Origin of the sequence: Curtobacterium sp. 9128 (genome assembly GCF_007673775.1) — a bacterium.
Taxonomy (GTDB): Bacteria; Actinomycetota; Actinomycetes; order Actinomycetales; family Microbacteriaceae; genus Curtobacterium.
Genome location: NZ_VEAF01000004.1, coordinates 507230 through 533255, shown reverse-complemented (window position 1 = coordinate 533255; position 26026 = coordinate 507230). Strand labels below are relative to the sequence as shown.

The 26026-nt window shown below is 71.4% G+C and carries 28 protein-coding genes and 1 tRNA gene; 11 read left to right on the top strand and 18 right to left on the bottom strand.

The features are described from left to right. The first annotated feature begins 37 nt into the window (after window positions 1-37). Window positions 38-1009, top strand: a complete 972-nt coding sequence (locus FS641_RS11370; protein WP_144763777.1) for a magnesium transporter CorA family protein — start codon at window positions 38-40, stop codon at window positions 1007-1009. An 18-nt stretch (window positions 1010-1027) separates the two neighbouring features. Here FS641_RS11370 and FS641_RS11365 read toward each other — a convergent pair whose 3' ends face one another. Continuing rightward, entirely contained in the window at window positions 1028-2179 is a 1152-nt protein-coding gene (locus FS641_RS11365; RefSeq protein ID WP_144763775.1) for an SLC13 family permease, read from the bottom strand. Window positions 2180-2265: 86 nt separating this feature from the next. Here FS641_RS11365 and FS641_RS11360 point away from each other — a divergent pair, with 86 nt between their 5' ends. After that, window positions 2266-2457 (top strand): hypothetical protein, encoded by a 192-nt coding sequence (locus tag FS641_RS11360; RefSeq protein ID WP_144763773.1) that lies wholly within the window; start codon window positions 2266-2268, stop codon window positions 2455-2457. 104 nt (window positions 2458-2561) lie between these two features. On the opposite strand, the gene FS641_RS11355 is transcribed toward FS641_RS11360, so the two are convergent. Next, a complete protein-coding gene (locus FS641_RS11355) occupies window positions 2562-3722 on the bottom strand; it encodes a mechanosensitive ion channel family protein (protein WP_144763771.1) in 1161 nt (386 codons plus the stop codon). A 90-nt stretch (window positions 3723-3812) separates the two neighbouring features. On the opposite strand from FS641_RS11355, the gene FS641_RS11350 reads away from it, so the two are divergent. Then, entirely contained in the window at window positions 3813-5354 is a 1542-nt protein-coding gene (locus FS641_RS11350; RefSeq protein WP_144763768.1) for an amino acid permease, read from the top strand. 72 nt (window positions 5355-5426) lie between these two features. Beyond that, the gene (locus tag FS641_RS11345; protein ID WP_144763766.1) at window positions 5427-5732 is read left to right on the top strand and encodes a hypothetical protein; all 306 of its coding nucleotides are present in this window, start codon (window positions 5427-5429) and stop codon (window positions 5730-5732) included. Window positions 5733-5742: 10 nt separating this feature from the next. Here the strand turns inward: FS641_RS11345 and FS641_RS11340 are convergent, their stop codons facing one another. Next, complete coding sequence (locus FS641_RS11340) at window positions 5743-6621, bottom strand: aldo/keto reductase (RefSeq protein ID WP_144763763.1); 879 nt, start codon at window positions 6619-6621, stop codon at window positions 5743-5745. A gap of 75 nt (window positions 6622-6696) precedes the next feature. Between FS641_RS11340 and FS641_RS11335 the strand changes: the two genes are divergently transcribed. Then, window positions 6697-7269: a TetR/AcrR family transcriptional regulator gene (locus FS641_RS11335; protein ID WP_144763761.1), complete on the top strand. Its 573-nt coding sequence runs from the start codon at window positions 6697-6699 to the stop codon at window positions 7267-7269. Here the strand turns inward: FS641_RS11335 and FS641_RS11330 are convergent, their stop codons facing one another. From FS641_RS11330 to FS641_RS18115, 8 genes are all read right to left on the bottom strand, one after another. After that, the gene (locus tag FS641_RS11330) at window positions 7270-7878 is read right to left on the bottom strand and encodes a PepSY domain-containing protein (RefSeq protein ID WP_144763759.1); all 609 of its coding nucleotides are present in this window, start codon (window positions 7876-7878) and stop codon (window positions 7270-7272) included. 49 nt (window positions 7879-7927) lie between these two features. Further along, window positions 7928-9250, bottom strand: a complete 1323-nt coding sequence (locus FS641_RS11325) for a cell wall metabolism sensor histidine kinase WalK (protein ID WP_144763757.1) — start codon at window positions 9248-9250, stop codon at window positions 7928-7930. Next, the gene (locus FS641_RS11320) at window positions 9243-9920 is read right to left on the bottom strand and encodes a response regulator transcription factor (protein ID WP_144763755.1); all 678 of its coding nucleotides are present in this window, start codon (window positions 9918-9920) and stop codon (window positions 9243-9245) included. Before FS641_RS11320 ends, FS641_RS11325 begins: the two co-directional genes overlap by 8 nt. A gap of 142 nt (window positions 9921-10062) precedes the next feature. Further along, entirely contained in the window at window positions 10063-10275 is a 213-nt protein-coding gene (locus FS641_RS11315) for an SCO4848 family membrane protein (protein WP_144763753.1), read from the bottom strand. A gap of 256 nt (window positions 10276-10531) precedes the next feature. Then, on the bottom strand, window positions 10532-11413 hold the full coding sequence (locus FS641_RS11310) for an alpha/beta hydrolase (RefSeq protein ID WP_144763751.1): 882 nt from the start codon (window positions 11411-11413) through the stop codon (window positions 10532-10534). Then, the gene (locus FS641_RS11305; protein ID WP_144763749.1) at window positions 11403-12329 is read right to left on the bottom strand and encodes a hypothetical protein; all 927 of its coding nucleotides are present in this window, start codon (window positions 12327-12329) and stop codon (window positions 11403-11405) included. The genes FS641_RS11310 and FS641_RS11305 overlap by 11 nt, the downstream gene beginning before the upstream one ends. Before the next feature lie 13 nt (window positions 12330-12342). After that, window positions 12343-12804, bottom strand: a complete 462-nt coding sequence (locus tag FS641_RS18120) for an ImmA/IrrE family metallo-endopeptidase (RefSeq protein ID WP_186317712.1) — start codon at window positions 12802-12804, stop codon at window positions 12343-12345. Continuing rightward, the gene (locus tag FS641_RS18115; protein WP_186317711.1) at window positions 12801-13241 is read right to left on the bottom strand and encodes a hypothetical protein; all 441 of its coding nucleotides are present in this window, start codon (window positions 13239-13241) and stop codon (window positions 12801-12803) included. Before FS641_RS18115 ends, FS641_RS18120 begins: the two co-directional genes overlap by 4 nt. An 82-nt stretch (window positions 13242-13323) precedes the next feature. On the opposite strand from FS641_RS18115, the gene FS641_RS11295 reads away from it, so the two are divergent. Continuing rightward, a complete protein-coding gene (locus FS641_RS11295; RefSeq protein WP_144763744.1) occupies window positions 13324-14307 on the top strand; it encodes a phosphotransferase enzyme family protein in 984 nt (327 codons plus the stop codon). Between the two features lie 118 nt (window positions 14308-14425). Here the strand turns inward: FS641_RS11295 and FS641_RS11290 are convergent, their stop codons facing one another. From FS641_RS11290 to FS641_RS11280, 3 genes are all read right to left on the bottom strand, one after another. Further along, on the bottom strand, window positions 14426-15058 hold the full coding sequence (locus FS641_RS11290) for a hypothetical protein (RefSeq protein WP_144763741.1): 633 nt from the start codon (window positions 15056-15058) through the stop codon (window positions 14426-14428). Next, entirely contained in the window at window positions 15055-17316 is a 2262-nt protein-coding gene (locus tag FS641_RS11285) for a hypothetical protein (protein WP_144763738.1), read from the bottom strand. Before FS641_RS11285 ends, FS641_RS11290 begins: the two co-directional genes overlap by 4 nt. 69 nt (window positions 17317-17385) lie before the next feature. Then, a complete protein-coding gene (locus FS641_RS11280) occupies window positions 17386-17898 on the bottom strand; it encodes a GNAT family N-acetyltransferase (protein WP_144763736.1) in 513 nt (170 codons plus the stop codon). A 108-nt stretch (window positions 17899-18006) separates the two neighbouring features. Between FS641_RS11280 and FS641_RS11275 the strand changes: the two genes are divergently transcribed. Both FS641_RS11275 and FS641_RS18110 read left to right on the top strand, forming a co-directional pair. Beyond that, window positions 18007-18570 (top strand): hypothetical protein, encoded by a 564-nt coding sequence (locus tag FS641_RS11275; protein WP_144763734.1) that lies wholly within the window; start codon window positions 18007-18009, stop codon window positions 18568-18570. Beyond that, entirely contained in the window at window positions 18567-19016 is a 450-nt protein-coding gene (locus FS641_RS18110) for an antitoxin VbhA family protein (RefSeq protein ID WP_186317710.1), read from the top strand. Before FS641_RS11275 ends, FS641_RS18110 begins: the two co-directional genes overlap by 4 nt. A gap of 90 nt (window positions 19017-19106) precedes the next feature. On the opposite strand, the gene FS641_RS11265 is transcribed toward FS641_RS18110, so the two are convergent. Beyond that, window positions 19107-19182 (bottom strand) — tRNA-Lys (locus FS641_RS11265). A 113-nt stretch (window positions 19183-19295) separates the two neighbouring features. Here FS641_RS11265 and bcp point away from each other — a divergent pair. Continuing rightward, a complete protein-coding gene (gene bcp / locus FS641_RS11260) occupies window positions 19296-19766 on the top strand; it encodes a thioredoxin-dependent thiol peroxidase (RefSeq protein ID WP_144763731.1) in 471 nt (156 codons plus the stop codon). Window positions 19767-19834: 68 nt separating this feature from the next. Here bcp and FS641_RS11255 read toward each other — a convergent pair whose 3' ends face one another. Further along, window positions 19835-20257 carry a hypothetical protein gene (locus FS641_RS11255; protein ID WP_144763730.1) on the bottom strand — a complete coding sequence of 141 codons (423 nt, stop codon included), beginning with the start codon at window positions 20255-20257 and terminating at the stop codon, window positions 19835-19837. A 263-nt stretch (window positions 20258-20520) separates the two neighbouring features. Between FS641_RS11255 and FS641_RS11250 the strand changes: the two genes are divergently transcribed. Next, window positions 20521-20769: a WhiB family transcriptional regulator gene (locus FS641_RS11250; RefSeq protein ID WP_017888820.1), complete on the top strand. Its 249-nt coding sequence runs from the start codon at window positions 20521-20523 to the stop codon at window positions 20767-20769. Between the two features lie 182 nt (window positions 20770-20951). Here the strand turns inward: FS641_RS11250 and FS641_RS11245 are convergent, their stop codons facing one another. Next, entirely contained in the window at window positions 20952-22451 is a 1500-nt protein-coding gene (locus tag FS641_RS11245; RefSeq protein WP_144763729.1) for a sensor histidine kinase, read from the bottom strand. Window positions 22452-22569: 118 nt separating this feature from the next. On the opposite strand from FS641_RS11245, the gene FS641_RS11240 reads away from it, so the two are divergent. Beyond that, entirely contained in the window at window positions 22570-23058 is a 489-nt protein-coding gene (locus FS641_RS11240) for an Rv3235 family protein (RefSeq protein ID WP_144763727.1), read from the top strand. A 75-nt stretch (window positions 23059-23133) separates the two neighbouring features. On the opposite strand, the gene secA is transcribed toward FS641_RS11240, so the two are convergent. Next, on the bottom strand, window positions 23134-25911 hold the full coding sequence (secA, locus tag FS641_RS11235; RefSeq protein ID WP_144763725.1) for a preprotein translocase subunit SecA: 2778 nt from the start codon (window positions 25909-25911) through the stop codon (window positions 23134-23136). Between the last annotated feature and the right edge of the window lie 115 nt (window positions 25912-26026).

Sequence of the window (26026 nt, the reverse complement as noted above, 5' to 3'; positions counted from 1 at the left end):
GCGGGCGCGCAGTCCGTGCGTCACTAGGCTGACCGGCATGGTCAGCACTCGCTCGTGGCGCAACGGATCGGCAGCCGAGCGGGACTTCCCCGTCGAGCAGATCTCCGACCTGGTCGCCGACGAGGACACCTTCCTCTGGATCGACTACACCGACCCCGAGGCGTCGGACCTGGAGCACGTCGAGGAGGAACTCGGCATCCACGCGCTCGCGGTCGAGGACGCGCTGGAGCCGGGACAGCGTCCGAAGCTCGACCGCTACCGCGAGAGCCTCTTCCTCGTGGTCTACGACGTCGGAGGCCGCGACGCCTCGGGCACGCTCGTCACGCACGAGGTGAAGGCCTTCGTCACGGAGCGCGCCCTCGTGACGATCCACGGGGCGGACTTCGACACCGCCGAGGTCGCCCGTCGCCTCGACGCGGACGCCGACCAGGCCGACCACGGGGTGCCCTGGCTGGTCTGGGGCCTGCTCGACACGGTCGTCGACCACGCGTCGACCGCCGTCGAGGACATCGAGCGGGCCATCGACGACCTGGAGGACGACCTGTTCGAGCGCGGCAACCCGCGCGAGCAGCAGATCCAACGCCGGTCGTTCGCGCTCCGGAAGGCCCTGGGCGTCGTCCGGCGGCTGGTGGTCCCGACGAAGGACAGCGTCGCGTCGCTGCTGCACGGGGACGCCGAGACGATCGCCGACGGCATCCGCCCGTACTTCCGCGACGTCGAGGACCACCTGGTGTCGATCGCGGACTCCGTCGAGCAGCTCCGGGACGCGGTGTCGAGCGTGCTGGACACCAACCTCAACCTGGCGTCGAACCGGCAGAACACGGTCATGAAGAAGGTGACGAGCTGGGCGGCGATCATCGCGATCCCGACCGCCATCACGGGGTTCTTCGGGCAGAACGTGACCTTCCCCGGCGAGGGGCACTGGGGCGGTCTGATCGCCTCGGTGTCGCTCATCGTCGTGTCGTCGCTGCTGCTCTACCGGTCGTTCAAGCGTCGCGACTGGCTGTAGCCGGGGCCCGACGCCGGGCTACAGCCGGAGCGCGAGGACGGCGGCGACCACCGTGAGCGGTGCCACGACGCAGCCGAGCGCCATGTAGCGCCCCCACGACAGGTGGATGCCCTCGGCGGACAGCCGCGCGTGCCAGAGCAGCGTCGCGAGGGAGGCCCACGGGGTGATCAGGCACCCGGCGTTGACGCCGACGAGCAGCGCCGCGTAGCGGAGGGCCTCGTGCCCCGCCGCCGGCTCGAGCACGAGGTAGGCGGGCAGGTTGTCCATCACGTTCGCGGCCACCGCGCCGGCACCGCCGAGCAGCAGCAGCGACCCGGTGCCGGTTCCGCCGGAGAGCGCGTGCACCACCGGGTCGGTCACACCGGTGGTGTGCAGGGTCTCGACGACGACGAAGAGCCCGGCCGCGAACACCAGCGTCGACCACGGCACACGCGAGGGTCGGAGCTCGCCGGGAGCCCGGAACGCCGCGACCACGACGAGCACGAGGGCTGCCGCGAGCGCGGCGATCCACACGGTGACGCCGGCGGTGAGCGCGATGACGAGCGCGACGAGCACGACCGAGGCGGCGCCGAAGAACACCGGGTCGGCGGGCTTCCGGATTGCCACCGGGGTGTACCGGCCGAAGAGCTTGCCGCGGAACACCACGAGCAGCACGGCGCACGGGACCACGACGCCCGCGAGCGCCGCCCACACCATCAGGCCGGCGAAGGGCAGCGGCCCGTCGAGCCCGATCCGGTCGACGGCGAGCAGGTTGGTGAGGTTCGACACCGGCAGGAGCAGGGACGCCGTGTTCGCCAGCCACACCGTGGTGAGCGCGAACGGCATGGGCGGCAGGCCGACGCGACGCGCGAGCGCGATCACGATCGGGGTGAGGAGCACCGCGGTGGTGTCGATGGACAGGAACACGGTGCAGAGCACGGCGAGCACCACGACGGCGCCCCAGAGCCCGATCGTCCGTCCACCGCCGACCCGTGCGGCGACGTCGGCGAGCCGGTCGAAGACCCCGGCGTCGGCCGCGAGCTCGGACACGATCGTGAGCCCCAGGACGAATCCGAGCACCGGGACGACGCGGCCGGCGAGCTCGGCGAGGTCGGGGACCGGCAGCAGTCCGAGCGCGACGCACACGGCGCCGACGACCAACAGCACTGCACCGATGACGGCTTGACGCACAGCAACTCCTCCGTGAGCGACCGCAACGAGCGGCGCTCCAATGTACAGACCAGTAGCGTGGGCGGAGACGACGACAGGAGGAAACCGTGCGCAAGTTCTTGTTCAACGGTGCGGTGTGGAGTTCGGTCTTCAGCGGCTACAGCGTGCTGCAGACCACCAGGCGGGGGCCGCGCGACTGGCGCCTCGCCCTGACGTGGGTTGCGTGGCTGGCCACGACGATCGTCGCGATCGGGACGGTCGTCGAGGACGACCGCGCCGTCCGCGCGCGGCAGCCGTGAGCTGGGCGGACCATCATGCAGACGGGAGGCCCGGTGCCAGCTGGCACCGGGCCTCCCGTCTGCGGTCTGACCGCTGGTGTCCGCGTCGGCGGTCTCGAGACCGCCTACTGCTCGGACCGCGGGACGTGCGCCGTCTGCATCGGCCCCGTGAAGAGCGCGGAGCGCTCGTCGCCCTCGCGGAACAACGAGGAGTCCTCCTCCGCGGAACGCGGCCGCCGGGGCGTCGGGGCGTTCGGCTCCGAGAGCTGCACGCGCTGGATGGGCAGTGCGTCGGGATGCGTGCGCTGGATCCACTCGACCATCTCCTCCCGCACGTAACACCGCAGGTCGAACAGGCCGCCGGCGTCCGGCGCGCTCACCAGGATCCGGACCCGGACCAGGCCGGAGACGGCGTCCGTCACCTGCAGGACCTTCACGCGCTGGTCCCAGATCGTCGACGTGGCGAGGATCCGGTCGAGCTCGGCGCGCATGTCCGCGGGGCTCACCCGCCAGTCGAGGTCGAACTCGACCGCGCCGAGCAGTTCGCTGCCGGTCCTGGTCCAGTTCTCGAACGGCGTCGACGTGAAGTACGTCGACGGCAGCACGAACCGACGGTCGTCCCACAGGTGCACGACGACGTAGGTGAGGGTGATCTCCTCGATCCGACCCCACTGCTGCTCGACCACGACGACGTCGTCCACCCGGATCGACCCGGAGAACGCCAGCTGCATGCCCGCGAACACGTTGCCGAGGGTCGACTGCGCCGCGAGTCCGGCGATCACCGAGATGAGCCCGGCCGAGGCGAGGACGCTCGCACCGGCGGCCTCCACGCCGGGGAAGGTGAGCAGGATCGCACCGACGCCGATGATGACGAGCACGGCGACGGTGAGGCGGCGCAGGATGAGGACCTGGGTGTGGATCCGCCGCGCGACCCGGTTGTCGGGCACGTCGACGCGGTACTTGTGCAGCCCGAGGCTCTCGAGGAAGACCGCGAGTGCACACGCCAACCAGGTTCCGACGCCGATCGTGGCGACGAGGAAGACGTGGGACACGGTGCCGCGCCAGCCGTAGGCCTCGGCGTGCGGGACCGAGGACGCGAACGCGGCCCACAGCGACGCGACGAGCAGCATCGTCCTGGTCGGGTGCTTGGTCCGCCTGGACAGGGCGACGGCCCAGCGTTCGCGGCGACCGATCGCGCGGAAGACGAGGTGCAGGACGAGCGAGGCGACCGCGGTCAGGAGCAGGGCGAACCCGGTCGAGACGAGGAGTCGGATGAGGATGTCCATCCCTCCATGCAACCAACCGAGCGGGGTCGGTTGCCAGCCACCGGCATGTGTCGGCCACGCCGATCCGCTGCCGGCTGTAGCGTGTCGCGCATGACAGCGCAGAACGACACCGGGGTGGAACGCTCCCCCGCCAACGACTTCTCGCACGAGCAGGAGGGGTACCAGCACGGTCTGAAGCCCCGCCAGCTGCAGATGATCGCCATCGGCGGTGCGATCGGCACGGGGCTCTTCCTCGGTGCCGGTGGGCGACTGCACACCGCCGGACCGGCCCTCGCCGTGGTGTACCTGATCGCGGGCGTGTTCGCGTTCTTCATCCTGCGGGCGCTCGGCGAGCTCGTGCTGCACCGCCCCTCGTCGGGGTCGTTCATCTCCTACGCGCGGGAGTTCTACGGCGAGAAGTTCGCCTACGCCGCCGGCTGGATGTACTTCCTCAACTGGGCGATGACCTCGATCGTCGACACCACCGCCGTCGCCGTCTACCTGAAGTACTGGTCGGCGTTCACCGCCGCGCCGCAGTGGCTGCTCGCGCTCATCGCGCTGCTCGTCGTCCTCGCCGCCAACATGGTCGCGGTGAAGGTCTTCGGTGAGCTGGAGTTCTGGTTCGCGATCATCAAGGTCGCCGCCCTCGTGGCGTTCCTCGTCATCGCCCTCATCTGGCTCATCTGGGCGTTCCCGGTCGAGGCCGGCGGACAGACCGTGCAGACGGGCTTCTCGATCTGGTCCGACCACGGCGGCCTGCTGCCGAACGGCCTGCTGCCCACCGTGCTCGTCGTCCAGGGCGTCGTCTTCGCCTACGCGGCGATCGAGCTCGTCGGCACGGCGTCCGGCGAGACGCAGAACACCGAGAAGGTCATCCCGCGGGCGATCAACTCGGTGGTCCTCCGCATCGCGGTGTTCTACGTCGGCTCGATCATCCTGCTCTCGCTCCTGCTCCCCTACACGGCGTACAAGGAGGGTGAGAGCCCGTTCGTGACGTTCTTCTCGTCGATCGGCAACCCGCAGGTCGGTACCGTCGTCGGGTCGATCATGAACTTCGTCGTGCTGACGGCAGCGCTGTCGTCGCTGAACGCCGGGCTGTACTCCACCGGCCGTGCGCTGCACTCGATGGGCATGAACGGGTCGGCACCGAAGTGGACGACGAAGATGACCCGCGGCGGCGTGCCGTACGCCGGCATCCTCCTCACCGCGGCGTTCACCGTCGCCGGTGTCGTGCTCAACTACTTCGTCCCCAGCCAGGCGTTCGAGATCGCCCTGAACATCGCGAGCCTCGGCATCATCACGGCGTGGGGCACGATCATCCTCTGCCAGATGCGGCTGCGCAGCTGGGCGAAGCAGGGGCTGGCGAAGGAGCCGACGTTCAAGCTCCCCGGTGCGCCGGTGACCTCGTGGTTGACGCTCGCGTTCCTCGCGTCGGTCATCGTGCTCATGGCGATCGACTACCCCGTCGGGACGTACACGATCGCGTCCCTCGTGATCGTCATCCCGCTCCTCGTCGTCGGCTGGTTCCTGCAGCGTGACCGCATCCTCCGCATCGCCTCGCTCCGCGAGGGCGTCACCGGCCCCTACCCGATCACGGGTCGCGACCCGGCGAAGCAGGTCCGACGCCCCGGTGACGAGGACGACCACCGCTGATCCTGTCCAGATCGCGCGACCGGACGTCCCGGTGACGTCGAGAGGTCCGGCACCCGTCGGTAGCATCAGCGGGTGCCGGACCTCACTGCATCTCCCCGACTCGACCTCCAGCTCTCCTGGCGCGGCAGCTTCGGCCGTGTGCGCGTCTACGCCGACCGGGTGCACGCCGAGACGAGCTACGAGCGGGACGCCCTGACGACGGTCCCGATGGACGCGGTCCGCGGGTGGCGCATCGAGCCGTGCGACTTCGACGCCGTGTGCGTGGAGTTCCTCGCCCCGGACGACACCTACCGGGTCCTGCTCGACACGTCGGACGAGCACCTCGCGGCGCAGGCGCTCCGTCGCGCACTCGGCGAACCGGCACCGGCCGCGAGCTGACCGGCGGGCGTCACCGCTGCTCCCACACCGCGTCGAGGGCTGCCGTCTGTGTCGCGTCGAGCGTCACGTCCCCCGCGGCGACGTTCTCCTCGAGGTGTGCGGTGCTCGCCGTCCCGGGGATGAGCAGCACGTTCGGCGCGTGCCCGAGCAGCCAGGCCAGGCCGACCTGCGCGGGCGTGGCACCGATCGCCGTCGCGATGCGCAGCACCGCCGGGTCCGTGCCGACCTTCGCCGAACCCGGGAACGCTCCGCCGAGGGGGAAGAACGGCACCCAGGCGACGCCCTCGGCCACGCAGACCCGCAGCAGGTCCTCGGACGCACGGGAGACGAGCGAGTACGCGTTCTGCACGCAGACGATCCCGGCGGGCAGGGCACGCCGGAGGACGTCCGCCGTGACCGCGCTGAGCCCGATGCCGCCGATGAGCCCCTCGTCGCGGAGCGCAACCATCGCGGCGAGCTGGTCGTCGAGGTCGACGACCTGGTCCCCCTCCGCGCGGAGACCCGGCCCGGCGTCGGCACGGCGGAGGTTGACGACGTCGATGCGGTCACGGCCGAGGCTGACCAGGTTGGCGTGCACCTGTGCCCGGAGCTCCTCGGGCCGCTGCGCGAGCACGAGGGGCACCGGCGCGTCGACGCGGACGGCGCCGACCTTGCTGACGACCGTGACGGCGTCGGAGTCGCCGAACGCCTGACGGATCAGGTCGTTCGCGACGCCGTCCCCGTAGAAGTCGGCGGTGTCGACGTGGTCGACGCCGAGCTCGGCAGCACGGTGGAGCAGTCGCACCCCTGCCACGCGGTCGTGCTCGAACCGCTCCAGTGCCATCGCGCCGTAGCCGATGCGGGCGACGTCGCGGCTGCCGAGTCGTCCGGCGTCGAGGGTGGTCGTCATGGGGTCCTCCGGTAGGGTCGAGCCGAAGCGGAGGGACCTCCGCACCTGCTCAGCATAACCGGAGGAACCTCCGCTTTGTCCACCCCCACCACGCCACGCCGCCCACGGGCGGATGCCGCCCGGAATCGGGAGGCGCTCGTCCGAGCGGCCCGAGCAGCCTTCACCACCACGGGCGAGGACGCCTCGCTCGAGGCGATCGCCCGCGCGGCCGGGGTCGGGATCGGGACGCTCTACCGCGCGTTCCCGACGCGGCAGGACCTCGTCGCCGCGGTGTACGCCGTCGAGCTCGACACGGTCCTCGACACGGTCGACGAGCTCCTCGCGGCGCAACCAGCCGACCGAGCACTGCGGGCCTTCGCCGACCACTACGCCGCATTCGTCGCGACGAAGCACGGCATGGCCGAGACCGTCCGGGTCGGTGCGATCCGGGGGGCGGCGGAGACCGCGCACACCCGGGAACGGGTGAACGCCGTGGTGGCGCGGTTCCTCGACGCCGGACGCGCCGACGGCACGCTGCGGGCCGGCGTCGCCGCCGACGACGTCACGGCCGCGCTGGTCGGGGTCCTGCTGTCGACGCGCGACGCCGACGACCCCGGCCAGGCCGGACGCCTGCTCGACGTCCTGATCGCGGGGCTCCGGCTCCCCTGATCAGTCGTCGGTGTCGACGACGTTCGTCACGACGTCGCCCGACCCGGCGTCGATCCGCACGCTGTGCTTCGTCCCGGCGGCGTCACGGACGTCCCCCTCCCAGACGACCGTGCCGGCGTGGTCGTCGAGTCCGAGCTCGGTGACCGACCCCGCCACGACGTCGTGCAGCCGCCCCACGGCCTCGTCGACGTCGATCGCCGCCGCGTCCACGAACCGCTGGTGCTCGGCACGGTCATCGACGTCCGTGCCGTCCGTCACCGGAGTGCCCGTGGTCGCCGAGCCCGCGGCGTTCGTGTGGACCTCGTGCTCGACCTGGTCGGCCGTCACGACCAGCACCTCCCACGCTGCCCCGCCCTGCTCCTGCTCGACGGCGACGACCGTTCCCGACCCGACCGCGTCACGGGCGGTCGCGGCGGCGGCGCGGAGTGCGTCGTTCGTGGCCGCGGCGGTCGTCGCGTCCGTCGTCGGCACGGCGGTCCCGGACGCAGCGGAGCCGGGTCCGGCAGCATCGGGTCCTCCCGAACACCCCGCCACGGTGAGTGCGCCGACGATCAGGACGGCGGCGGAGACGGCGGTACGGCGGATGCGGGACGTGTCGGTGCTGTTCATGGGACACAGCCTCGCCAGGGGGTGCTGAAGCAGACCTGAAGCCCGCTGATCACCCGCCGAGTGCGATGCGGACGACGAACCGTGCGCCTCCGAGCGGCGAGTCGTCGACCGCGACCGAACCACCGTGCGCCGTCAGCACGTCACGGACGATCGCGAGCCCGAGTCCCGATCCACCCGCGTCACGGCTCCGGCCCTCGTCCAGCCGCACGAAGCGGTCGAAGACCCGCTCCCGCTCGCTCGCCGGGATGCCGGAGCCGTCGTCCTCCACCGTGAGCACCGCGGTCGCGGCCTCCTGCCGGACCCCGATCGCGATGCGGGACGCGGCGTGCCGGACGGCGTTGTCGACGAGGTTCCGCACCACCCGGGCGAGCATCCGCTCGTCGCCGAGCACCCGTGCGGCCCCGACGGCGGACCCGTCGACCGCCACGACCGCCGCCGCCCGGATCCGGGCGACCTCGGCGAACGCCAGGTCGTCGAGGTCGACCGGACGCGTGCCGACGACCCCGCGTTCGTCGAGCGTCGACAACACCAGGAGCCCGTCCACGAGGCCGGCGAGCCGGTCGTTCTCGGCGAGGACGACCTCGGCGAGCTCCCCGGCCGCGAGCCGATCCGGGTACGCGAGCGCGACCGACGCGTGCTGGCGGGCCGAGGCGATCGGCGACCGCAGCTCGTGGGAGGCGTCCGCGACGAACCGACGCTGCGAGGCCGCCGACCGTTCCAGGCGCGTCAGCATCCCGTTCATCGTGGCGGCGAGCCGCGCGACCTCGTCACCGGTGTCGGGGACGTCGACACGGGATCCGCGGACGTCACCCCCGACCGCGTCGACCGCGGCGCGGATGCGCTCGACGGGCCGCAGTGCGCGCCCGACGACGATCCACGTCCCGATGCCCATCAGCGCGACCAGCACGGGCACCCCGAGCGCGAGCAGCGTCCCCGCCGCAGCGGTCGCCGTGTCGGAGGACTCCAGCGACGAACCGAACACGACCGTCGCCTCGGTACCGTCCGGCAGGTCGACGTCGTCCGAGACGAGCAGCCACCGCTCCCCGTCGCGTGTCCACCGACGCCCGTCGTCGGTGGAGAGTGCCGGCGCGTCCGCATCGTCACCGTGCGCGACCACCCGGCCGTCCCGGTCGATGACCTGCACGAGGACGTCGTCGTAGCCGTCCACCGCCGCCGCGCCGTCCGACTCGACGCGTGCCGAGGCCTGCTCCAGCCCGCTCTCCGCGGTCGCCCGCACGCCGTCGACGAGCACGAGCCGGAGCACGACCACGAACGCGGCGGACCCGACCAGGAGCGCGGCGGACACCAGCACGACCGCCGCCGCCGTCGTCCTCGCGCGGACGCTCCGCAGCCGCCGAGTCCGCTCAGGCATCGTCGGCGACCAACCGGTACCCGGCGCCTCGGACCGTCTCGATCGAGTTCCGCCCGAACGGTCGGTCGAGCTTCCGACGGAGGTGCCCGACGTAGACCTCGACGATGTTGGGGTCGCCGTCGAAGTCGACGTCCCAGACGTTCTCGATCACCTCGCGCTTCGAGCAGACCCGTCCCGCTCGACGCGCCAGGAACTCCAGCACGGCGAACTCGCGGCTCGTCAGCTCGAGCGGGGCATCACCGCGGGCGACCGTCCTCGCCGCCGGGTCGATGACGAGGTCCCCCACCACGAGCGTGCTCGGACGCGCCTGCGCCCCGCGACGGACCAGGGCGCGGAGCCGGGCCACGAGCACGGGGTGCGAGAACGGCTTGGTGACGTAGTCGTCGGCGCCGGCATCGAGGGCCTCGACCTGGTCCCAGTCGCCGTCCTTCGCCGTGAGCATGAGGACCGGCGTCCAGTTCTCATCGGCGCGGAGCTGCTCGCACACGGCCCACCCGCTCATGCCGGGCAGCATCAGGTCGAGCACGACGACGTCGTAGGTGAACTCGCGAGCGTGCCAGAGCCCGTCGACGCCGTCGTGGGCGACGTCCACCGCCCACCCTTCCGCCTCGAGGCCACGGCGGACACCGTCGGCGAGCCGGACCTCGTCGTCGACCACCAGCACGCGCACGTCCCGCATTCTGCTGGACGGCGCTGAAGCGCACCTGAAGCCCCGGTGCCGCGGACCGCCGGACGGGAGGCACGGGTCGGCGCCGCCACGAGCCTCCCGTCCGGCACGGGTGCCGTCCAGGGCGGGCCGAGCGGTGGCCTGGTCAGACGAGCAGCAGGATGCCCGCCACGATCGAGGCGGCGGTGATGACGAGGGCGATCACGAGGAGCACGAGGTGCACGCGGTAGAACGTCGTCGGGCGACCCGACGCGTCCCGCGCCCTGGTGTCCTTCGCGACGCGCTGGAAGAAGCGCGGCCAGGCGATCAGGTTGAACAGGGCACCGACGAACAGGACGACTGCGGCGAAGACGGACACCGGACGATCCTACGGCGAACGGTGCCGGGTTCGCGCTGGCGGGCCCGCAGTGTCAGCCGGTGGCGGCACGCGGTGTCAGCCGGTGGCGGCCCGAGGTGTCGACCGGTGTCGGCCGGTGGCGGGCTCGCGCTGACCCGTGGGCTGCACGGCTCCGGATGCGCTGCCCAGGCCGCCCGGCAGTGGAGCTCGGCCGCCCCCAACGCGGCCGAGTCCCACCCGGTCCGCACCACACGATGTGTAGCACGTGCTACAGACCCTACACGGCGGGCGTGACCGCGTCGAGCCACCCGGCGGGATCGACGTCGCGTTCGGCGCCGTGGCGGGCACCGTGGACCACGTACAGCCGCGCGTCGGCAGGCCAGTCCGCGACGAGACGACGCGAGGTGGCGAGCGGCACGGTCCGGTCGTCGGCACTGTGCACGACGACCAGGGGCGGTGCCGACAGTGGGGCCGACGCGGGCCGGAGAGACCGGGTGGCACGCTGCCCGGCGATGCGGGCGAGCACGGGGAGCGCGAGGACCGTCGCGGCGCCGCGTGCGAGAGCCCTGCCGAGGAACCCGGAGCCGGCACCGTGCGCGATCGTGTCGGACCAGTCGACGAGCGGACCGGTGAGCACGACCGCACGGACGCGCACGGGGAGCGGCTCCGTCAGCGCACGGAGCCAGAGCGCCGCGCCGAAGGACCAGCCGAGCAGCACGACCTCGCGCGCACCGTGCGCAGCCGCGTACCGGATCCACGCGACCGCCTCGGTGGACTCGGGCACACCGAACGCGTGTCGCCGGGCCGGCCACCGCGCCGAGTGCGCGGCGAACAGGCAGGTCCACCCGCGCTCCCGGAACGTCGACGCGAGGTCCTGGTGCCGGAGCGGGTGGGACCCGAGGCCGGGGAGGAACAACGCCCAGCGGTCCCCCGCACCGCCGGCGGACCCGACCCAACCGGGGAGGTCCGAGGCCGGCAGCGTGACCCGTTCGAGGCCGGGGTCCGCGTCGAACGCGGGCGACTCGACCAGCGCCGCTGCGCGCCGCGCAACATACGACGACACCGCGACACCCGCGCCGGTCAGCGCCAGCGCCGTGACGCCCAGCGCTGCCGCCGCCCGCACGGCCGGAACTCCCCCGCGCCGACGGTCAGCCGACATCGAGCGCGGCCTCCGCGCGGGCGAGGACGGCTCGCTCCTCGTCGTCCAGGGTCGAGCGTGCACTGCGGACACCGTCGTTCACCTCGACGATGAGCCGGCTCAGCAGCGTCGCGGGGTCCGTCGTCGCCGGGTACTCGTTGTCGGTGCCCATCCGCGCGTGCAGGGGCTGGATCGCCCGGATCGCCTGGACGACCGCGCGGGAGCGCCGTGCCCGGGCGATCCGGTGACCGATCACGAGCAGCAGCATCCCGGACGCCACGCAGAGCACCGCCCCCGGTGTCGTCACGTCGTAGGGCAGCGCGAGCGCGTGCGTCACGTCGACGTGTCCGAGCACGTGCGCGAGGTCCATCACCACGACGACGACCATCCGGACGACGCCGAGCACCCCACCGAGGACGAGCACCCAGAGGCCGACGAGGTCGGTGCGGGTCCGGGCCTCCCGCACGCGGAGCACGCAGATGAGTCCGGTGGCCCCGAGCGCGACCCCGAGGTAGACCGTCTGCGCGATCGAGTAGACCGCTGCGGCCGGCTGGTCGCCGGCGACGAGCATGAACGTCGTCGTGGTGGCCGGTTTGTCGAGCACGACGAACGCCGCGACGACCACGATGCCGACAACGGTGCAGGCGATGACGATGGCGTTCCGCAGCCACACACTCGCAGCGCCGACGGCCTTCGCGACGCCCCAGAGCAGCGTGCTCGTCCCGGCGATCATCAGGCAGTCACTCACCACCGTCACGACGTTCACCCCGCCGGCCAGGGGGTCGAGCCACCGGTAGAGCGGGTCGACGTTCGTGACGATCGTCGCGCAGAAGAACAGGAACGTCACGGCGAGCGTGCGGTCCTGTCCCCGCTGCAGCACGAACAGCGCGACGGCGCCGACGACGAGCAGGACGGCCTGGACGACGGACAGGATCACCGGGCGCTCCCGGTCACCCGAAGACCCCGCGGAACGCGCTCGGCCGGGTGCGGTGGTCGCGGATGAGCTGCGCGAGCCGGTCCGCGAAGAGCTCGGCCTCGCGCTCGTAGGCGTTCTCGAACAGGCCACGGGCCATCGCACGCTCGACCTTGTACTCCGGCAGGTCCGGGATGACGTCGCGGATGTAGGCCGACTGCGCCGACGCCTCGTGGTGCGCGTGCAGGACGTGCCCGAGCTCGTGGCCGATCACGAACGCCCGGAAGGTCCGGGAGGGCGTCGGCGAGATCATGATGAGGTGCTGGTGCTCGAGCGTCGCGACGAAGCCGCAGACGGGTTCGGCCGCCAGGAACGCTTCTTCGCGGACCACGACGGGCTTGCCGACCAGCTCGGACGCGGCGGCGACGGCCTGGTCGACGTCCGACCAGCCCTCGGCGACGCCGCGGGTCCAGAACGCCTCGATCCGTGCGGCCGTCACGGCAGGATCCCGCGCTGCGACTCCTCCTCGATCACCGCAGCGATCCGGCGGAGGGCTTCGGGCGAGAGCTCGCCGGGGAAGGTGCGGGCAGCGAAGCCGCTGACCCGCGCCGAGCGGAGCGAGCGGACGAGGGCGAGCTGCGCGCCGATGCGCTCCGGGATCTCGCTGTCCTCGAGCAGGAAGCGCTCGTCGACCTCGAAGAAGTCGGCGAGGAGCTGCAGGAGCTCGGTGTCGCGGTTGCGACGACCGTCGCCCGAGAGCATGTAGGTCCACTTCGCACGCGAGAGCGAGCCGCCGCGGGCTGCGATGTGGTCCTCGATCGCGGAGAACGGCACGGGTGCACCGCGCTGGGACTCCTCGAAGTCGAGCAGCAGGTTGAGGCGGCGCGCGAGCTCGGCAGCGTCGAGCGCTCCACCCCTGGGCTCCCTGGTGATCATGGTTCCCGACTCCCCCCGACTGACCTGACCGAGCTTACCCTGTCCCTCGGAACGCCGACGGTTCGGCAGACGGGGGACGGCGATGACGCTGCAGATGCTCTGGGAGCAGGACGAGCCCGACGGGGTCCTCCGTGACCGGTTCGGTCTCGCGGACCTCGACGCGGCGTCCGCGTGGGTCTCCGGCATGCTCGAGCGGCACTGGGGCATCGCCGTCGCCGCATGCGACCGCATCGTGATGAGCGACCGCAACGCGCTGGCGTGGGTCCGTTCCGCCGCGGGCGAGCACCTCCTGCTGAAGTGGTCGGTCGCGCCGGAACGCTTCGCGCGCCTCGGGTCCGTCGCCGCCCTCGCCGCATGGCTCGGCACGCGCGGTCTGCCCGTCTCCGCACCGATCCCGGCACGCGACGGCCGGGTCCAGGTCGAGGACGACGGCGTGTCCGCCGGGCTGCAGCGGGTCGTGTCGGGGACGTGGCTCGACGTCGGCGACCTCCGCCAGGTCCGCTCCGCCGGCAGCGCTCTCGCCCGGTTGCACGCCGCGATGCGCAGCTGGCCGGAGCGGGCCCACGTCGAGGCCACGCTCGGCCGGCCGGCGTCCGCGTCCTCGCAGATCGCCGCGTGGATCGCCACCGACCCGGCCTCCCTGACACCGCGTGCCCGCACCGTGCTGCAGGACCTCCTCGACGCCGCACCACCGGAGCCGGACGAGCGGCAGGTCGTGCACGGGGACTTCCGGGCGGCGAACGTGCTCATGGCGGGCGACGAGGTCACCGGTGTCCTCGACCTCGAGGAGATCCGGGTCGACAGCACGGTGGGCGAACTCGCGCGGTCGGCCGTGCTGCTCGGCACGATGTTCCGTGAGTGGGCACCGGTGTCCACCGCGGTGCACGGAGCGCTCCTCGAGGGGTACCAGACGGTGCGTGGGCTGACCGAGGCGGAGCTGGCCTGGTGGCGGATCCAGGTGCTCTGGTACGCGCTTGCACTCGTGCCGCCGGGTGACGACCCGCACGGGTGGGGAGCTGCAGCGGACGAGTTAGTGGCAGCCGAGGCCCGGCCGGGAACGCGGTGATCTCCGTCGCTGCGGGCCGGACGTGGCGATCTCCGTCGCTGCGGGCAGGACGTGGCGCTCTCAGTCGCTGCGGGCCGGACGTGGCGATCTCCGTCGCTGCGGACAGGACGTGGCGGACTCAGTCTCCGCGGGGTGGACCCCATCGGGCCCGGAGCTCGGCGGTTCGACGCCGCTGCACGGTCCGACGCGCAACCACTCGGCGCGCGGTACGGACGATCGCCACCGTGAGGAGGCTCACGAGCACGACCGGCACGACGATCCGGCTCGCGACGGCCACGACCGCGCTGCTCCGCGCCGCGGCTTCGGCACGGGCCGCCGACTCGGCGGTCGGGGCACGGACGGTGCCGACGGGGCCGTCGGCGATCACCCTCGCTCCGCCATGGTCGACGATGACCAGGAACGCTCGACGCGACGGATGGTCCGACGACGGCGGAAAGCCCCACGACGACGGGCCGGTGGCGCGGAGGACCTGCTCGGACTCCCCGGGCGCGGCAGGGACACGGAGGAGGTAGATCGGTGTCGACCGCGGCATGCCGGACGTCGTGTCCGCGTCGACGAGCGCACCGACGACGACCTCGCTCCGGCCGGCAGCTCCGCGTTCGCGCGCTGCCAGGCGTTGGTCGGCCTCCGCGAGGACGCCCGAGCACCACACCCCGACGACCCCCGGGATCAGGAGCGCTGCGAACACGATCCAGATCGGCCAGGCCGCTGCCGAGGGTCGTCGTCCGTGTTCCGGCGGCGGCACGGTCACGGCGCACCACATCGAGCCCGGTCGCAGCGGATCACGAACCCTTGTGTCTCCTCGCGGGAGTCCCGCTCGGCCGGCACGGCGGCGACTGCCAGCATCGGGAGGCCGTCTGCGGTGAGTCGCATGGCCAGCGCGCCGCCGCCTTCCTGGATCGTTCCCGGACGAGCTGACCGGGCGATGGTCGTCTGGTCGTGCTCGACGCATCGGGCGTCACGGCAGGACACCAGCCCCACGGTGCCCCGCCGGTCGTCCCGGACGGCGAGGAGCGGGCGACCTGAACGATCGATGACGAACGCCGTCGGCACGTCCGCCGTCGCCTGCGCAGCGACGTCCCGGTGCGTCGAGGACGAGGACGAGCACGGCACATCGGCACAGAACGTCATCCGGTACGCCGCGGTTCCGCTCGACCGGGCGAGCACGACCGGGTTCCCGTCGCTGCCGGCGGCCACCCGGGCATCGGTGTCGTCCCGGTACCACTCCGTGGACTCCCCGGGCGGGAGTGCGCTCGCGACGTCGCGGACGGTCGTCCGACCTCGGTCAGGGTGCGACGAGACCAGCCGGAGCGGGGAGAGCTCCGGCAACCGCGGATCCGTCCTCGACCGCAGCACCGCCGCGGCCGTCCCGTCGCTCATCACCGCGGCGTCCAGCGCGTGGTCGTCGAACGGCGGGATCCAGGCGAGCGCCTCCTCACGGACCGTGTGGCGCACGCACGACGGCTCGCCGCAGAACACGGTGAACAGGTGCGACCGAGCGTCCCGTTCGCCACCCCGTGCGATCCCGACCACCACGGGCCAGTCTCCCCGAGCGGCGATGGCCACGGCGGTCACCCCGTAACTGCTCTGGTCGAGGTCGGCGACGTCGATGGCCGCGACTGTCGTCCGTCGCCCCGCCGGGAGCTCGTCGGCGGCGGCGGTCTCGAGGGGCATCGACTTCGCGCGCCTCCCCGTCGGCCACCAGCTGGCTCTCGGTCCGGGTTCCGGCTCGAGTTGATCCGGCCGAGAGTGCACGACGTCGAGCTCGTACCGCCGTGCAGTGTCCCCCGCGGAGCGCACCGTCCAGTGCGCGGTGAGCAGGCCGCCGTCACCCGCAGCGCCGATCGCGGACCCGAGCGATGGCCTGGACACCGCGAACGCCGTTCCGCACGACGCCGCCCGGCACGCGCGCACGACGGTCGGGGGCCCGTGGTCGATGCTCGAGACGACCGTCCTGCCCGTGACGTCCGCGACGTCCGCCTGCTCCAACGAGCCCTCGTCGACCGACGCCACGGTGTACTGCACCAGACCGGCTGGGTTGCTCGAGACGACCCCGGCGAACGCCAACGCCGGCACGAGCAGCACCTCGAACGCTGCGACGCCCGTGCGTCCTGGCCGTCGGTCGGCGGTCTCCGGGGAGAGCACCGGCGGCCGGAGCCGCCCCCGCTCACCCCGTACCGCGGCTCCTCGCGCAGCGACGGCGACGACCATCAGCACGACAACGGTCCCGATGGCGCACCACCACGCCAGGATCGAGCTGCTGCGGAGCACCGAAGCCGGCATGAGCCGCAGCAGCAGCCAGATCCCGACGCCGACCCCCAGCACGAGTGCGCTGACTCCGACGAGTGCCCGGCGGGGCGTCGCCGTCACCTCCAGTCCCCCGCGGACGACCGAGCGGCCGGCGCCCCAGGCACGGCGCAGCGCCTCGGCTCGCGGTACGCCGGCGACGAGCGACACCCAGCCGAGCAGCAGCGGCGCTGCGACCACGAGCCCGACGACCGACAGCCCCACGGTCACCGTGACGAGGACCGGTTCGTCGGCGTGCCATGCCCGGGCCACCGCTGTCACCAGGAGCACCGCCAGCACCGCGGACGACGCGGCTCCGGCGACGAGTCGCCGCCGTCCGAGCGCCCACCGCCAGGCCCGACCAGGACGGAGCACCGCGTCGTCGGCCGTGGCGATCACGACGGCGGTCGCGGCCGTGACGCCGAATCCGAACCCCAGTGCCGCGACGACCAGACCCCCGAGGAACGCGACCACCGAGACTCCGAAGGGCTCGACCTCGGTGAAGGTGCCGTTCGCGACCACGACATGGCCGCCGACGACGACACCGACGATCGTCACGGTCCCCGCCAGGAGCAGTCCGACGCCGACCGGGAGGACGAGCGCCAGTGCGGCACGCCCGCCGCTCCACGCGATCAACGGCGCCGGCAGTGGCCCGTACTGCCGTCGTGCCGGTGTCTCGATCGGATCATCGGCCGTGTCGCCCGGCGATTGCTGAACCGTCATCAGGAGCCCCCTCGTTCTGCGTGGGCTCATCCTGACAGGCCGTCATGCAGCCGTCCAGTCTCTGAGATGTCAGATTTCCATCGGGGCCCCAGAGCGCGCCGACGACACGAGGACGCGTCGGAAGACGACCAGAGCCTCGTCACGTCGCACCTCGACGAGACCGCTCTTCATCAGCACCCGCTGCGACGCGACGTTCTCCGGAGCGGTGTCGGCGACCGCGACGCGAGCGCCCCACGAGGACGCGTGCCCGAGTGCCAGTCGAACAGCCTCCGTCGCGAGGCCGGCCCCTCGCGCCGACGGGACGAGCCCGTAGCCGAACTCCACCCGGCCGGTCGCGTCCGGCGGGCCGAAGAAGCCGAAGCCCCCGACCGCGTTCCCGTCATCGGTCCGCCGCACCAGGTACATCGTGAAGGGGGTCTCCGAGGGACCAGCAGTCACGAGGGACCGCAGCGGATCCAGCTCGTCGCGCAGGGGGTACTCACGGTGCCAGTCGTCGCCCGGTTGTTCGTCGCGTGCGATGATCCGCCGGGCGAGATCCGGCGAGATCGGTTCGAGCGAGACACGGGCGCTGCGGAGGACCATCCGCCGATCATCGCACCGGGCTCGGATCGGCGCCTCCACGGAACGCGACGGCAGCCCGTCGTCGCCTGCGCGGGCGCGTGTACCGTGACGCACGGACGAGGGGACCACATGGACGAACACATCCGGAACGGATCGAGCATCGCCGTGGGCGACGCGCTCACGTGGACGGTGCGCGACGCAGACGGCGACGGACCCGCGACGATCACGCTCAGTGTGCGGGAGCAGATCGAACGGGCGCCGCACGTGCACCTCGCCGGGTTCGTCCTCGACGAACCGTTCAGCGGGACCCTGCCGGACCGCTGGCATGCGGTGGACGCCTACCCCGGGTCGCTCGAGGACGGCGACGAGATCGAGGTCATCGCCCCACTCGTCGTGCCGCCCGTGAAGAACGTCCTGCCGGGGACGTCGCACACCATCGAGATCCCGGTTCCGCTCGAGCGCATCGTGGCCCTGCGGTTCGGGTCGTTGACCAACCGAGCCTGGGTCGAGCGCGCCGGCGAACACGTGTGGCTCCTGGACCACGAACGGACACCGCGTTTCGGGGACCTGATGTCGCAGATGGGCACCAATCCCGTCGTCCACGGCGTGGCGCTCCGGACGGACGGACCGCTCCGACTCGAACCGGTGGGGTGGCGCATGTTGTACGCACTCTCCGGCGGACGCGGCGCGTGACGACCGGATCGGAACAGGGCGGGATGCCGGAGGAACGGCGGGTCCTGCGCGGGGTCGAGCTCGAGCAGGCCATGGCGATGATCGAGAAGAGCCAGCAGCTCGAGGGGCACTTCCCGGACGCCGAGGCCCTGGGGCGGGCGCGACGCATCCTCGAGGGGACGACGACCTACGACGAAGCCGCCGCCGAACTCGAGGAGAAGTACGGCTTCCCGATCCTGCGACGCCCCCGACCGACCCGGCTCGACGAGGCGGAGCATGCACGGCGGCAGCAGATCGTCGACGAGGCGCGCACCTCGACGGCGCTCGAGGGCGGCCGGGCCTCCGACGAGGTGCACGAGCTCCAGGACGCGTGGGTGGCCGGCGACGTCACCCTCGAGCAGATGCACGCAGCGGTGCGACGTCTGCATCCGTCGACCGCGGACGAGCGGGACGCAGGAGGACACTGACCGTTCGCGATCGCGGACCCGGCGTGTCCGTGCCGTCGGACGGCCGGAACGCAGAAGGTCCCCGTGCTTCCGGAGAAGCACGGGGACCGGTGGTGCACCCCCTCGGACTTGAACCGAGAACCCACTGATTAAGAGTCAGTTGCTCTGCCAATTGAGCTAGAGGTGCATGCACTGCTGGTGTCAGTGCTGTTCCGGCGTGTGTGCCGCAACGGGAATCAACAATAGCATGGGTTTCGCGTGCCCGTGACCACCAGCGGGCGACGACCGAACAGGAGCACCATGACCGACCGTCTCGCCGCCGGCGACACCGCCCCCGACTTCACCCTGCCGGACCAGGACGGCACCGAGCACAGCCTCGGATCCCTGCGCGGGCGCAAGGTCATCGTGTACTTCTACCCCGCAGCCTCGACACCGGGCTGCACCACCGAGGCCTGCGACTTCCGCGACAACATGTCCTCGCTCCAGGCCGCCGGGTACGAGGTCCTCGGCGTGTCGAAGGACGAGCTCCCCGCACTCCAGCGGTTCCGGCACGAGCAGGCCCTGACCTTCCCGCTGCTGAGCGACCCCGACCTCGCGGTGCACAAGGCGTACGGCGCCTGGGGCGAGAAGAACAACTACGGCAAGATCGTCACCGGGACGATCCGTTCGACGATCGTCGTCGACAAGGACGGCACCGTCGAACTCCCGCTCTACAACGTCAAGGCGACGGGTCACGTGGCCAGCCTCCGGAAGAAGCTCGGCCTGGTCTGAGCTCGCCCGACGCTCTGGAGGCCCGGTGCCGGTTCCGTGGACCGGCACCGGGCCTCCCGTCTCCGGTCTCAGTCCGCGCGGCGCGCCAGGGCGGTGGTCACGGACCGTGACAGCACCAGTGTGATCGCGATCAACGCCGGCAGCAGCAGCGCCCAGCCCACCGCGGGGACGCGGAACACGCCCTGGAACGCGCCGATCGCGAGCGCACCCTGCATGACCTGCCAGACGATGATCCCGCTCCGGACCCACGGCCGGCGGCGGAAGAGCCCGACGAGCATCGAGCCGAGCCACAGCGCGGCGATCGCGGCGAGCACGACCAGCGCGATGCCCGAGGCCAGGCTCGTCGCGGGCGAGACGAGCACCTCGATCAGGAGCACGACGGTGACGACGACGAGGGCGAGGAACTCGAGCGCGACCACGGCGAGCAGCCCGATCATCGCCCGGGACCGCGGCTCGGGGACGTCGGGCACGTTCGGGGTGGTGTCAGACACAGCGTTCCTCCAGCATTGCAACCCTTGATTTGGCCATACCAGTATGGAACGATGTTCGAGGTCGTTTGGACGGCACGATGTGGTGTGCGTCTCCCGTGGTTCGACGCTCGCCTCCGAGTGTTCAGCGGGCGTCAGACTCTCCTCGAGCGGATCACCTCCCCACAGGTGCTCGCCGCGCGTCACATGACCATGTGCAGAGCTCTCAGCCCCGAACCACGGCCCCGGCCTGCCGTTCGAGCATCGACATCAAGGAGCACCACCACATGGACTGGCGTGACAAGGCTGCCTGCCTCACTGCTGACCCCGAGCTCTTCTTCCCCGTCGGGAACACCGGGCCTGCCGTCGACCAGATCGAGAAGGCGAAGTCGGTGTGCGCACGCTGCACCGTGACCGAGATGTGCCTGCAGTACGCACTGGAGAACAACCAGGACTCCGGCGTCTGGGGCGGCCTCAGCGAGGACGAGCGCCGCGCGCTCAAGCGCCGCGCTGCCCGCGCCCGCCGCGCCTCCTGACGCAGCTGCACCACTGACGCGACGCCCGTCGTGCCCTCCGGGGCACGGCGGGCGTCGTCGTTCCCGATGGCCGAGCCGGCGACGCTCTCGCGCGGTCGTCGCACCCTCCTGCGGACACCGCACCCCGGCGCAGCAGGGTGCGATGTTCGCAGGAGGGTGCGAGGCGCGGCAGTGCGCGTCGCCTACGCGGCCGCGGTCTCCCAGCGGAACGGGATCGAGATCGTGACCTCGGTGCCGCTGCCGGTCATCGTGTGCCAGTCGATCGTGCCACCGAGCTCGCCCTGGATGAGCGTCCGGACGATCTGCGTCCCGAGACCAGAGCCGACCTTGCCCTCCGGCAGCCCGACCCCGTTGTCGCGGACCTGGATCGACAGGTGGTCGTCCGATCGGTTCGCGACGATCTCGACCTCGCCGTCGCGCCCGTCCAGGCCGTGTTCGACCGCGTTCGTGACGAGTTCCGTGAGCCCGAGGGCGAGGGGCGTCGCCGCCTCGGACGGGAGCACACCGAACTCCCCCGTCTTCTTCGGGTGCACGGTGGTGTTGTGGGACGCAGCGACCTCGGTGACGAGTTTGAGCACGGAGTCGAAGACCTCGTCGAAGTCGACGTTCTGGCTGAGGCCGGTCGACAGCGTGTCGTGCACGACGGCGATCGCCGCCACGCGCCGCATGGCGTTCTGCAGGGACGTTCTGGCCTCGTCCGAGTGCGTCCGCCGCGCCTGGATGCGCAGCAGTGACGCCACCGTCTGCAGGTTGTTCTTCACGCGGTGGTGGATCTCGCGGATCGTCGCGTCCTTGGTGATGAGCTCACGCTCCTGGTGCCGCATCTCGGTGACGTCGCGGCAGAGGACAACGGCGCCGATCCGCTCGCCGTGGTCGCGGAGCGGGATCGACCGGAGCGACACCGTGACGCCCTTCGACTCGATGTCGGCCCGCCACGGGGCACGTCCGGTCACCACCAGCGGCAGGGACTCGTCGACGTCGAGCTGCTGGCCGAGGAGCTCGGTCGTGACCTCGGCCAGGGACTTGCGCTCGAGTTCCCCCTCGAAGCCCATCCGGTTGAACGCGCTGAGGCCGTTCGGGCTCGCGAACGTGACGATGCCGTTCGTGTCGAGCCGCAGCAGACCGTCGCTCGCCCGGGGCGCCCCACGCCGGGGCCCGGCCGGGGCGCCGAGGTCCGGGAAGTCACCGGTCGCGATCATGCCGAACAGGTCGTTCGCGCTCGCCGTGAAGTTGAGCTCCTGCCGGCTCGGCGTCCGCATCTCGTCCTGGTTGGAGTGCCGCGTGACGACCGCGATCGGTCGGTCGGTGGTCTCCTTGCTCTTCGGGCTGAGGCGCCGGAGCACCGGGATGGCACGGACGCGGGTGGGGGTGTCCTCGTACCAGTCCGGCTCTGCGGAGTCCACGACGCGGGACCCGGCGAAGCTCTCGGTGATCTGCTCGCGCCACTCCTCGCGGATCTCCTGGCCGACGATGTCCCGGTAGAACAGGGTGGCCGCGGACGAGGGCCGGGCGTGCGCGACGGCGACGAACGAGCCGTCCTCGGCGGTCGGGACCCACAGCACCATGTCCGCGAACGAGAGGTCCGCCAGGAGCTGCCAGTCCCCGACGAGCAGGTGGAGCCACTCCACGTCCGCTTCGGAGGATCGGCCTTGTGCGAGGACGAGATCACTGAGGGTCGACACCGGCCCAGTCTAGGTGGGACGCACTGTGGAGAGATCGCCACCATCCACAGGCCAGAGGCGGATCCATTTCCCATTTCGTATTCCTCATACGCTCCTCCCACCAACGAAAGGGGCCGGGGTGGCGAGGGAAGCACAGCGCATCGAGGACGATGCCGCGCGGGCGGTCGAGCAGCGGACGGTCGACCGGGAGACGTCCGAGCGGGAGACGTTCGAGCAGCGGGCGCTCGAACCGGCGACGGGTCCCCACCTGCCGGAAGCGGCGACGACGGGAACCGACGCGGAGGAGACCGCACGGGCGCTCGCGCTCTGCGTCGCGGAGATCCTGTCCGGAGCACGTGAGGTGGACAGCATCACCAGGTGGGTCACCGACGACGTGCAGCGCCATCTGCAGCAGCGCGCGGCGACCGCGGCGCGGGCACGGTCGGCGACCGGGCGGAGCGCCGTCCGTCCGACGATCCGGGTGGGGACCGCCGTGGTGAGCGCGCCCCGCGAGGGCGTCGCCGACGCCAGCGTCGTCGTCCACACCCGCAGTCACGCCCGCGCCGTGGCGATCCGGTTGGAGATGCGGTCCGGCCGGTGGCGGGCCACCGCCATCGGGATGCTCTGACGCACCGGAGCAGCACGAACGAACGGGAGGCCCGGTGCCAGCCAGCACCGAGCCTCCCGTCACGGGCGGAGCGGGTCAGCCCTTCTTGGCCGCCTGCCGACGCTCGGCGCGGTTCGTCGACGCCTGACCGGTCGCCGTCGCGGCGGAGCCGAACGCGGACCCCTTCTCGGGGACGACGGCGGCCTCTTCCTCGGCCTGCGCACGCTGCGCGAGGGCGGTCGCGGCCTGCTCGAGGCGACCGCGCTCGTCGCGGACCTCGACCTCGCCGTCGATCGACGGTGCGGAGTACTCGAGACCGGCGACCTCGTCCTCGCTGAGGCCCTTCGCCTCGATGACGGCGTTCTCGCCGTCGGACTGGACCTGCACCTCGAGGTTGAACAGGAAGCCGACCGACTCTTCGCGGATCTGCCCCATCATGCTCTGGAACAGGGCGTAGCCCTCGCGCTGGTACTCGACGAGCGGGTCGCGCTGTGCCATCGCACGGAGGCCGATGCCGTCCTTGAGGTAGTCCATCTCGTAGAGGTGGTCACGCCAGCGGCGGTCCACGACGGAGAGCACCACGCGACGCTCGAGCTCGCGCATCGCCTCGTCACCGAGCATCTCCTCACGCTTGGCGTAGGCGAGCTTGGCGTCGGACAGGATCTCGCGGCCGAGGAACTCCCGCGTCGCCTTGCCCTTCGACCCGGCCTCGGTGATGACCTCGTCGATGGTGATCGAGATCGGGTACAGCGTCCCGAGTTCGGTCCACATGGCGTCGAGGTCCCAGTCGTCCGGGCTGCCCTCGCCGGTGTGGGCGTCGATCACGTCGTCGATGACGTTCTTGAGGAACGTCTGCGTGCGCTCGTGGAGGTCGTCGCCCTCGAGGATGCGGCGACGGTCGCTGTAGATCGCCTCACGCTGGCGGTTCAGGACGTCGTCGTACTTCAGGACGTTCTTGCGGATCTCGGCGTTGCGGCCCTCGACCTGCGACTGCGCCGAACGGATCGCACGGCCGACGAGCTTGTTCTCGATCGCCAGGTCGTCGGGGACGTTCGAGCGGCCCATCAGGCTCTCGGCGGCACCGGAGTTGAACAGGCGCATCAGGTCGTCGGTCAGCGACAGGTAGAACCGGCTCTCGCCCGGGTCGCCCTGGCGGCCGGAACGACCACGCAGCTGGTTGTCGATGCGCCGCGACTCGTGCCGCTCCGTGCCGAGGACGTAGAGGCCGCCGGCGTCGCGGACCTTGTCGCCCTCTTCCTCGACCATGGCCTTCTGTGCGGCGAAGACCTCGTCCCACGCGGCCTCGTACTCGTCGGGCGTCTCGGTCGGCGACAGGCCCTTGGCGTGCATCTCCTGCACGGCGAGGAACTCCGCGTTGCCGCCGAGCATGATGTCGGTACCGCGGCCGGCCATGTTCGTCGCGACCGTCACCGCGCCGAGTCGACCTGCCTGGGCCACGATCGCGGCTTCACGGGCGTGGTTCTTCGCGTTGAGGACCTCGTGCTTGACGCCCTTCTTGGCGAGCAGCTTGGAGAGGTACTCGGACTTCTCGACGCTCGTGGTGCCGACGAGGACGGGCTGGCCCTTCTCGTGGCGCTCCTCGATGTCGTTCGCGACCTGCTCGAACTTCGCCTTCTCGTTCTTGTAGACGAGGTCGGTCTGGTCGATGCGCTGCATCGGGCGGTTCGTCGGGATCGCGACCACGCCGAGCTTGTACGTCGACATGAACTCGGCCGCTTCGGTCTCCGCGGTGCCCGTCATGCCCGAGAGCTTCTGGTACAGGCGGAAGTAGTTCTGCAGCGTGACGGTCGCGAGCGTCTGGTTCTCCGCCTTGACCTCGACGCCCTCCTTGGCCTCGATGGCCTGGTGGATGCCCTCGTTGTACCGACGGCCCATCAGGATGCGGCCGGTGTGCTCGTCGACGATCAGCACCTCGCCGTTCATCACGACGTAGTCCTTGTCGCGCTTGAACAGCGCGTCGGCCTTGATCGCGTTGTTGAGGAACGAGATGAGCGGGGTGTTCGCCGACTCGTACAGGTTGTCGATGCCGAGGTAGTCCTCGACCTTCTCGATGCCGGGCTCGAGCACGCCGACGGTGCGCTTCTTCTCGTCGACCTCGTAGTCCTCACCCGCGACGAGGCGGGTGGCGATGGACGCGAACTCGGTGAACCACCGGTTCGCCTCGCCGGAGGACGGTCCGGAGATGATGAGCGGCGTGCGGGCCTCGTCGATGAGGATCGAGTCGACCTCGTCCACGATCGCGAAGAAGTGCCCGCGCTGGACCATGTCCGACGCCTGCCACGCCATGTTGTCGCGCAGGTAGTCGAAGCCGAACTCGTTGTTCGTGCCGTAGGTGATGTCGGCGGCGTACTGCTCGCGGCGCTCGGCCGGGGACTGGTTCGCGATGATGCAGCCCGTGGTCATGCCGAGGGCGCGGAAGACGCGGCCCATGAGCTCGGACTGGTAGGACGCCAGGAAGTCGTTGACCGTGATGACGTGCACGCCGCGCGACGGGATCGCGTTGAGGTAGGCGGCGGTCGTCGCCACGAGGGTCTTGCCCTCACCGGTCTTCATCTCGGCGATGTTGCCGAGGTGGAGTGCGGCGCCACCCATGAGCTGCACGTCGAAGTGCCGCATGCCGAGGGTCCGCTTCGAGGCCTCGCGCACGGCGGCGAACGCCTCCGGCAGCAGGTCGTCGAGGGTCTCCCCGTTGGCGTACCGCTCGCGGAGCTCCTTCGTCTCGTCCTGGAGCTCGTCGTCGGTCAGGCTCGCGAAGTCGTCCTCGAGGTCGTTGATGGCCGAGGCGTACGCCTTCAGTCGGCGGAGGGTGCGCCCTTCACCGACGCGGAGGACCTTCTCCAGCACGTTTGCCACGTGAACTCCTTACGAGTGGGCGCACGCGGTCGGCGCGCCCGATCAGCCAGTCATGCTAGCAACCCGGCCGATCCCTCTGCTGGGAGCGGCGCGCGTGTGCGCGACCCGCGAACGG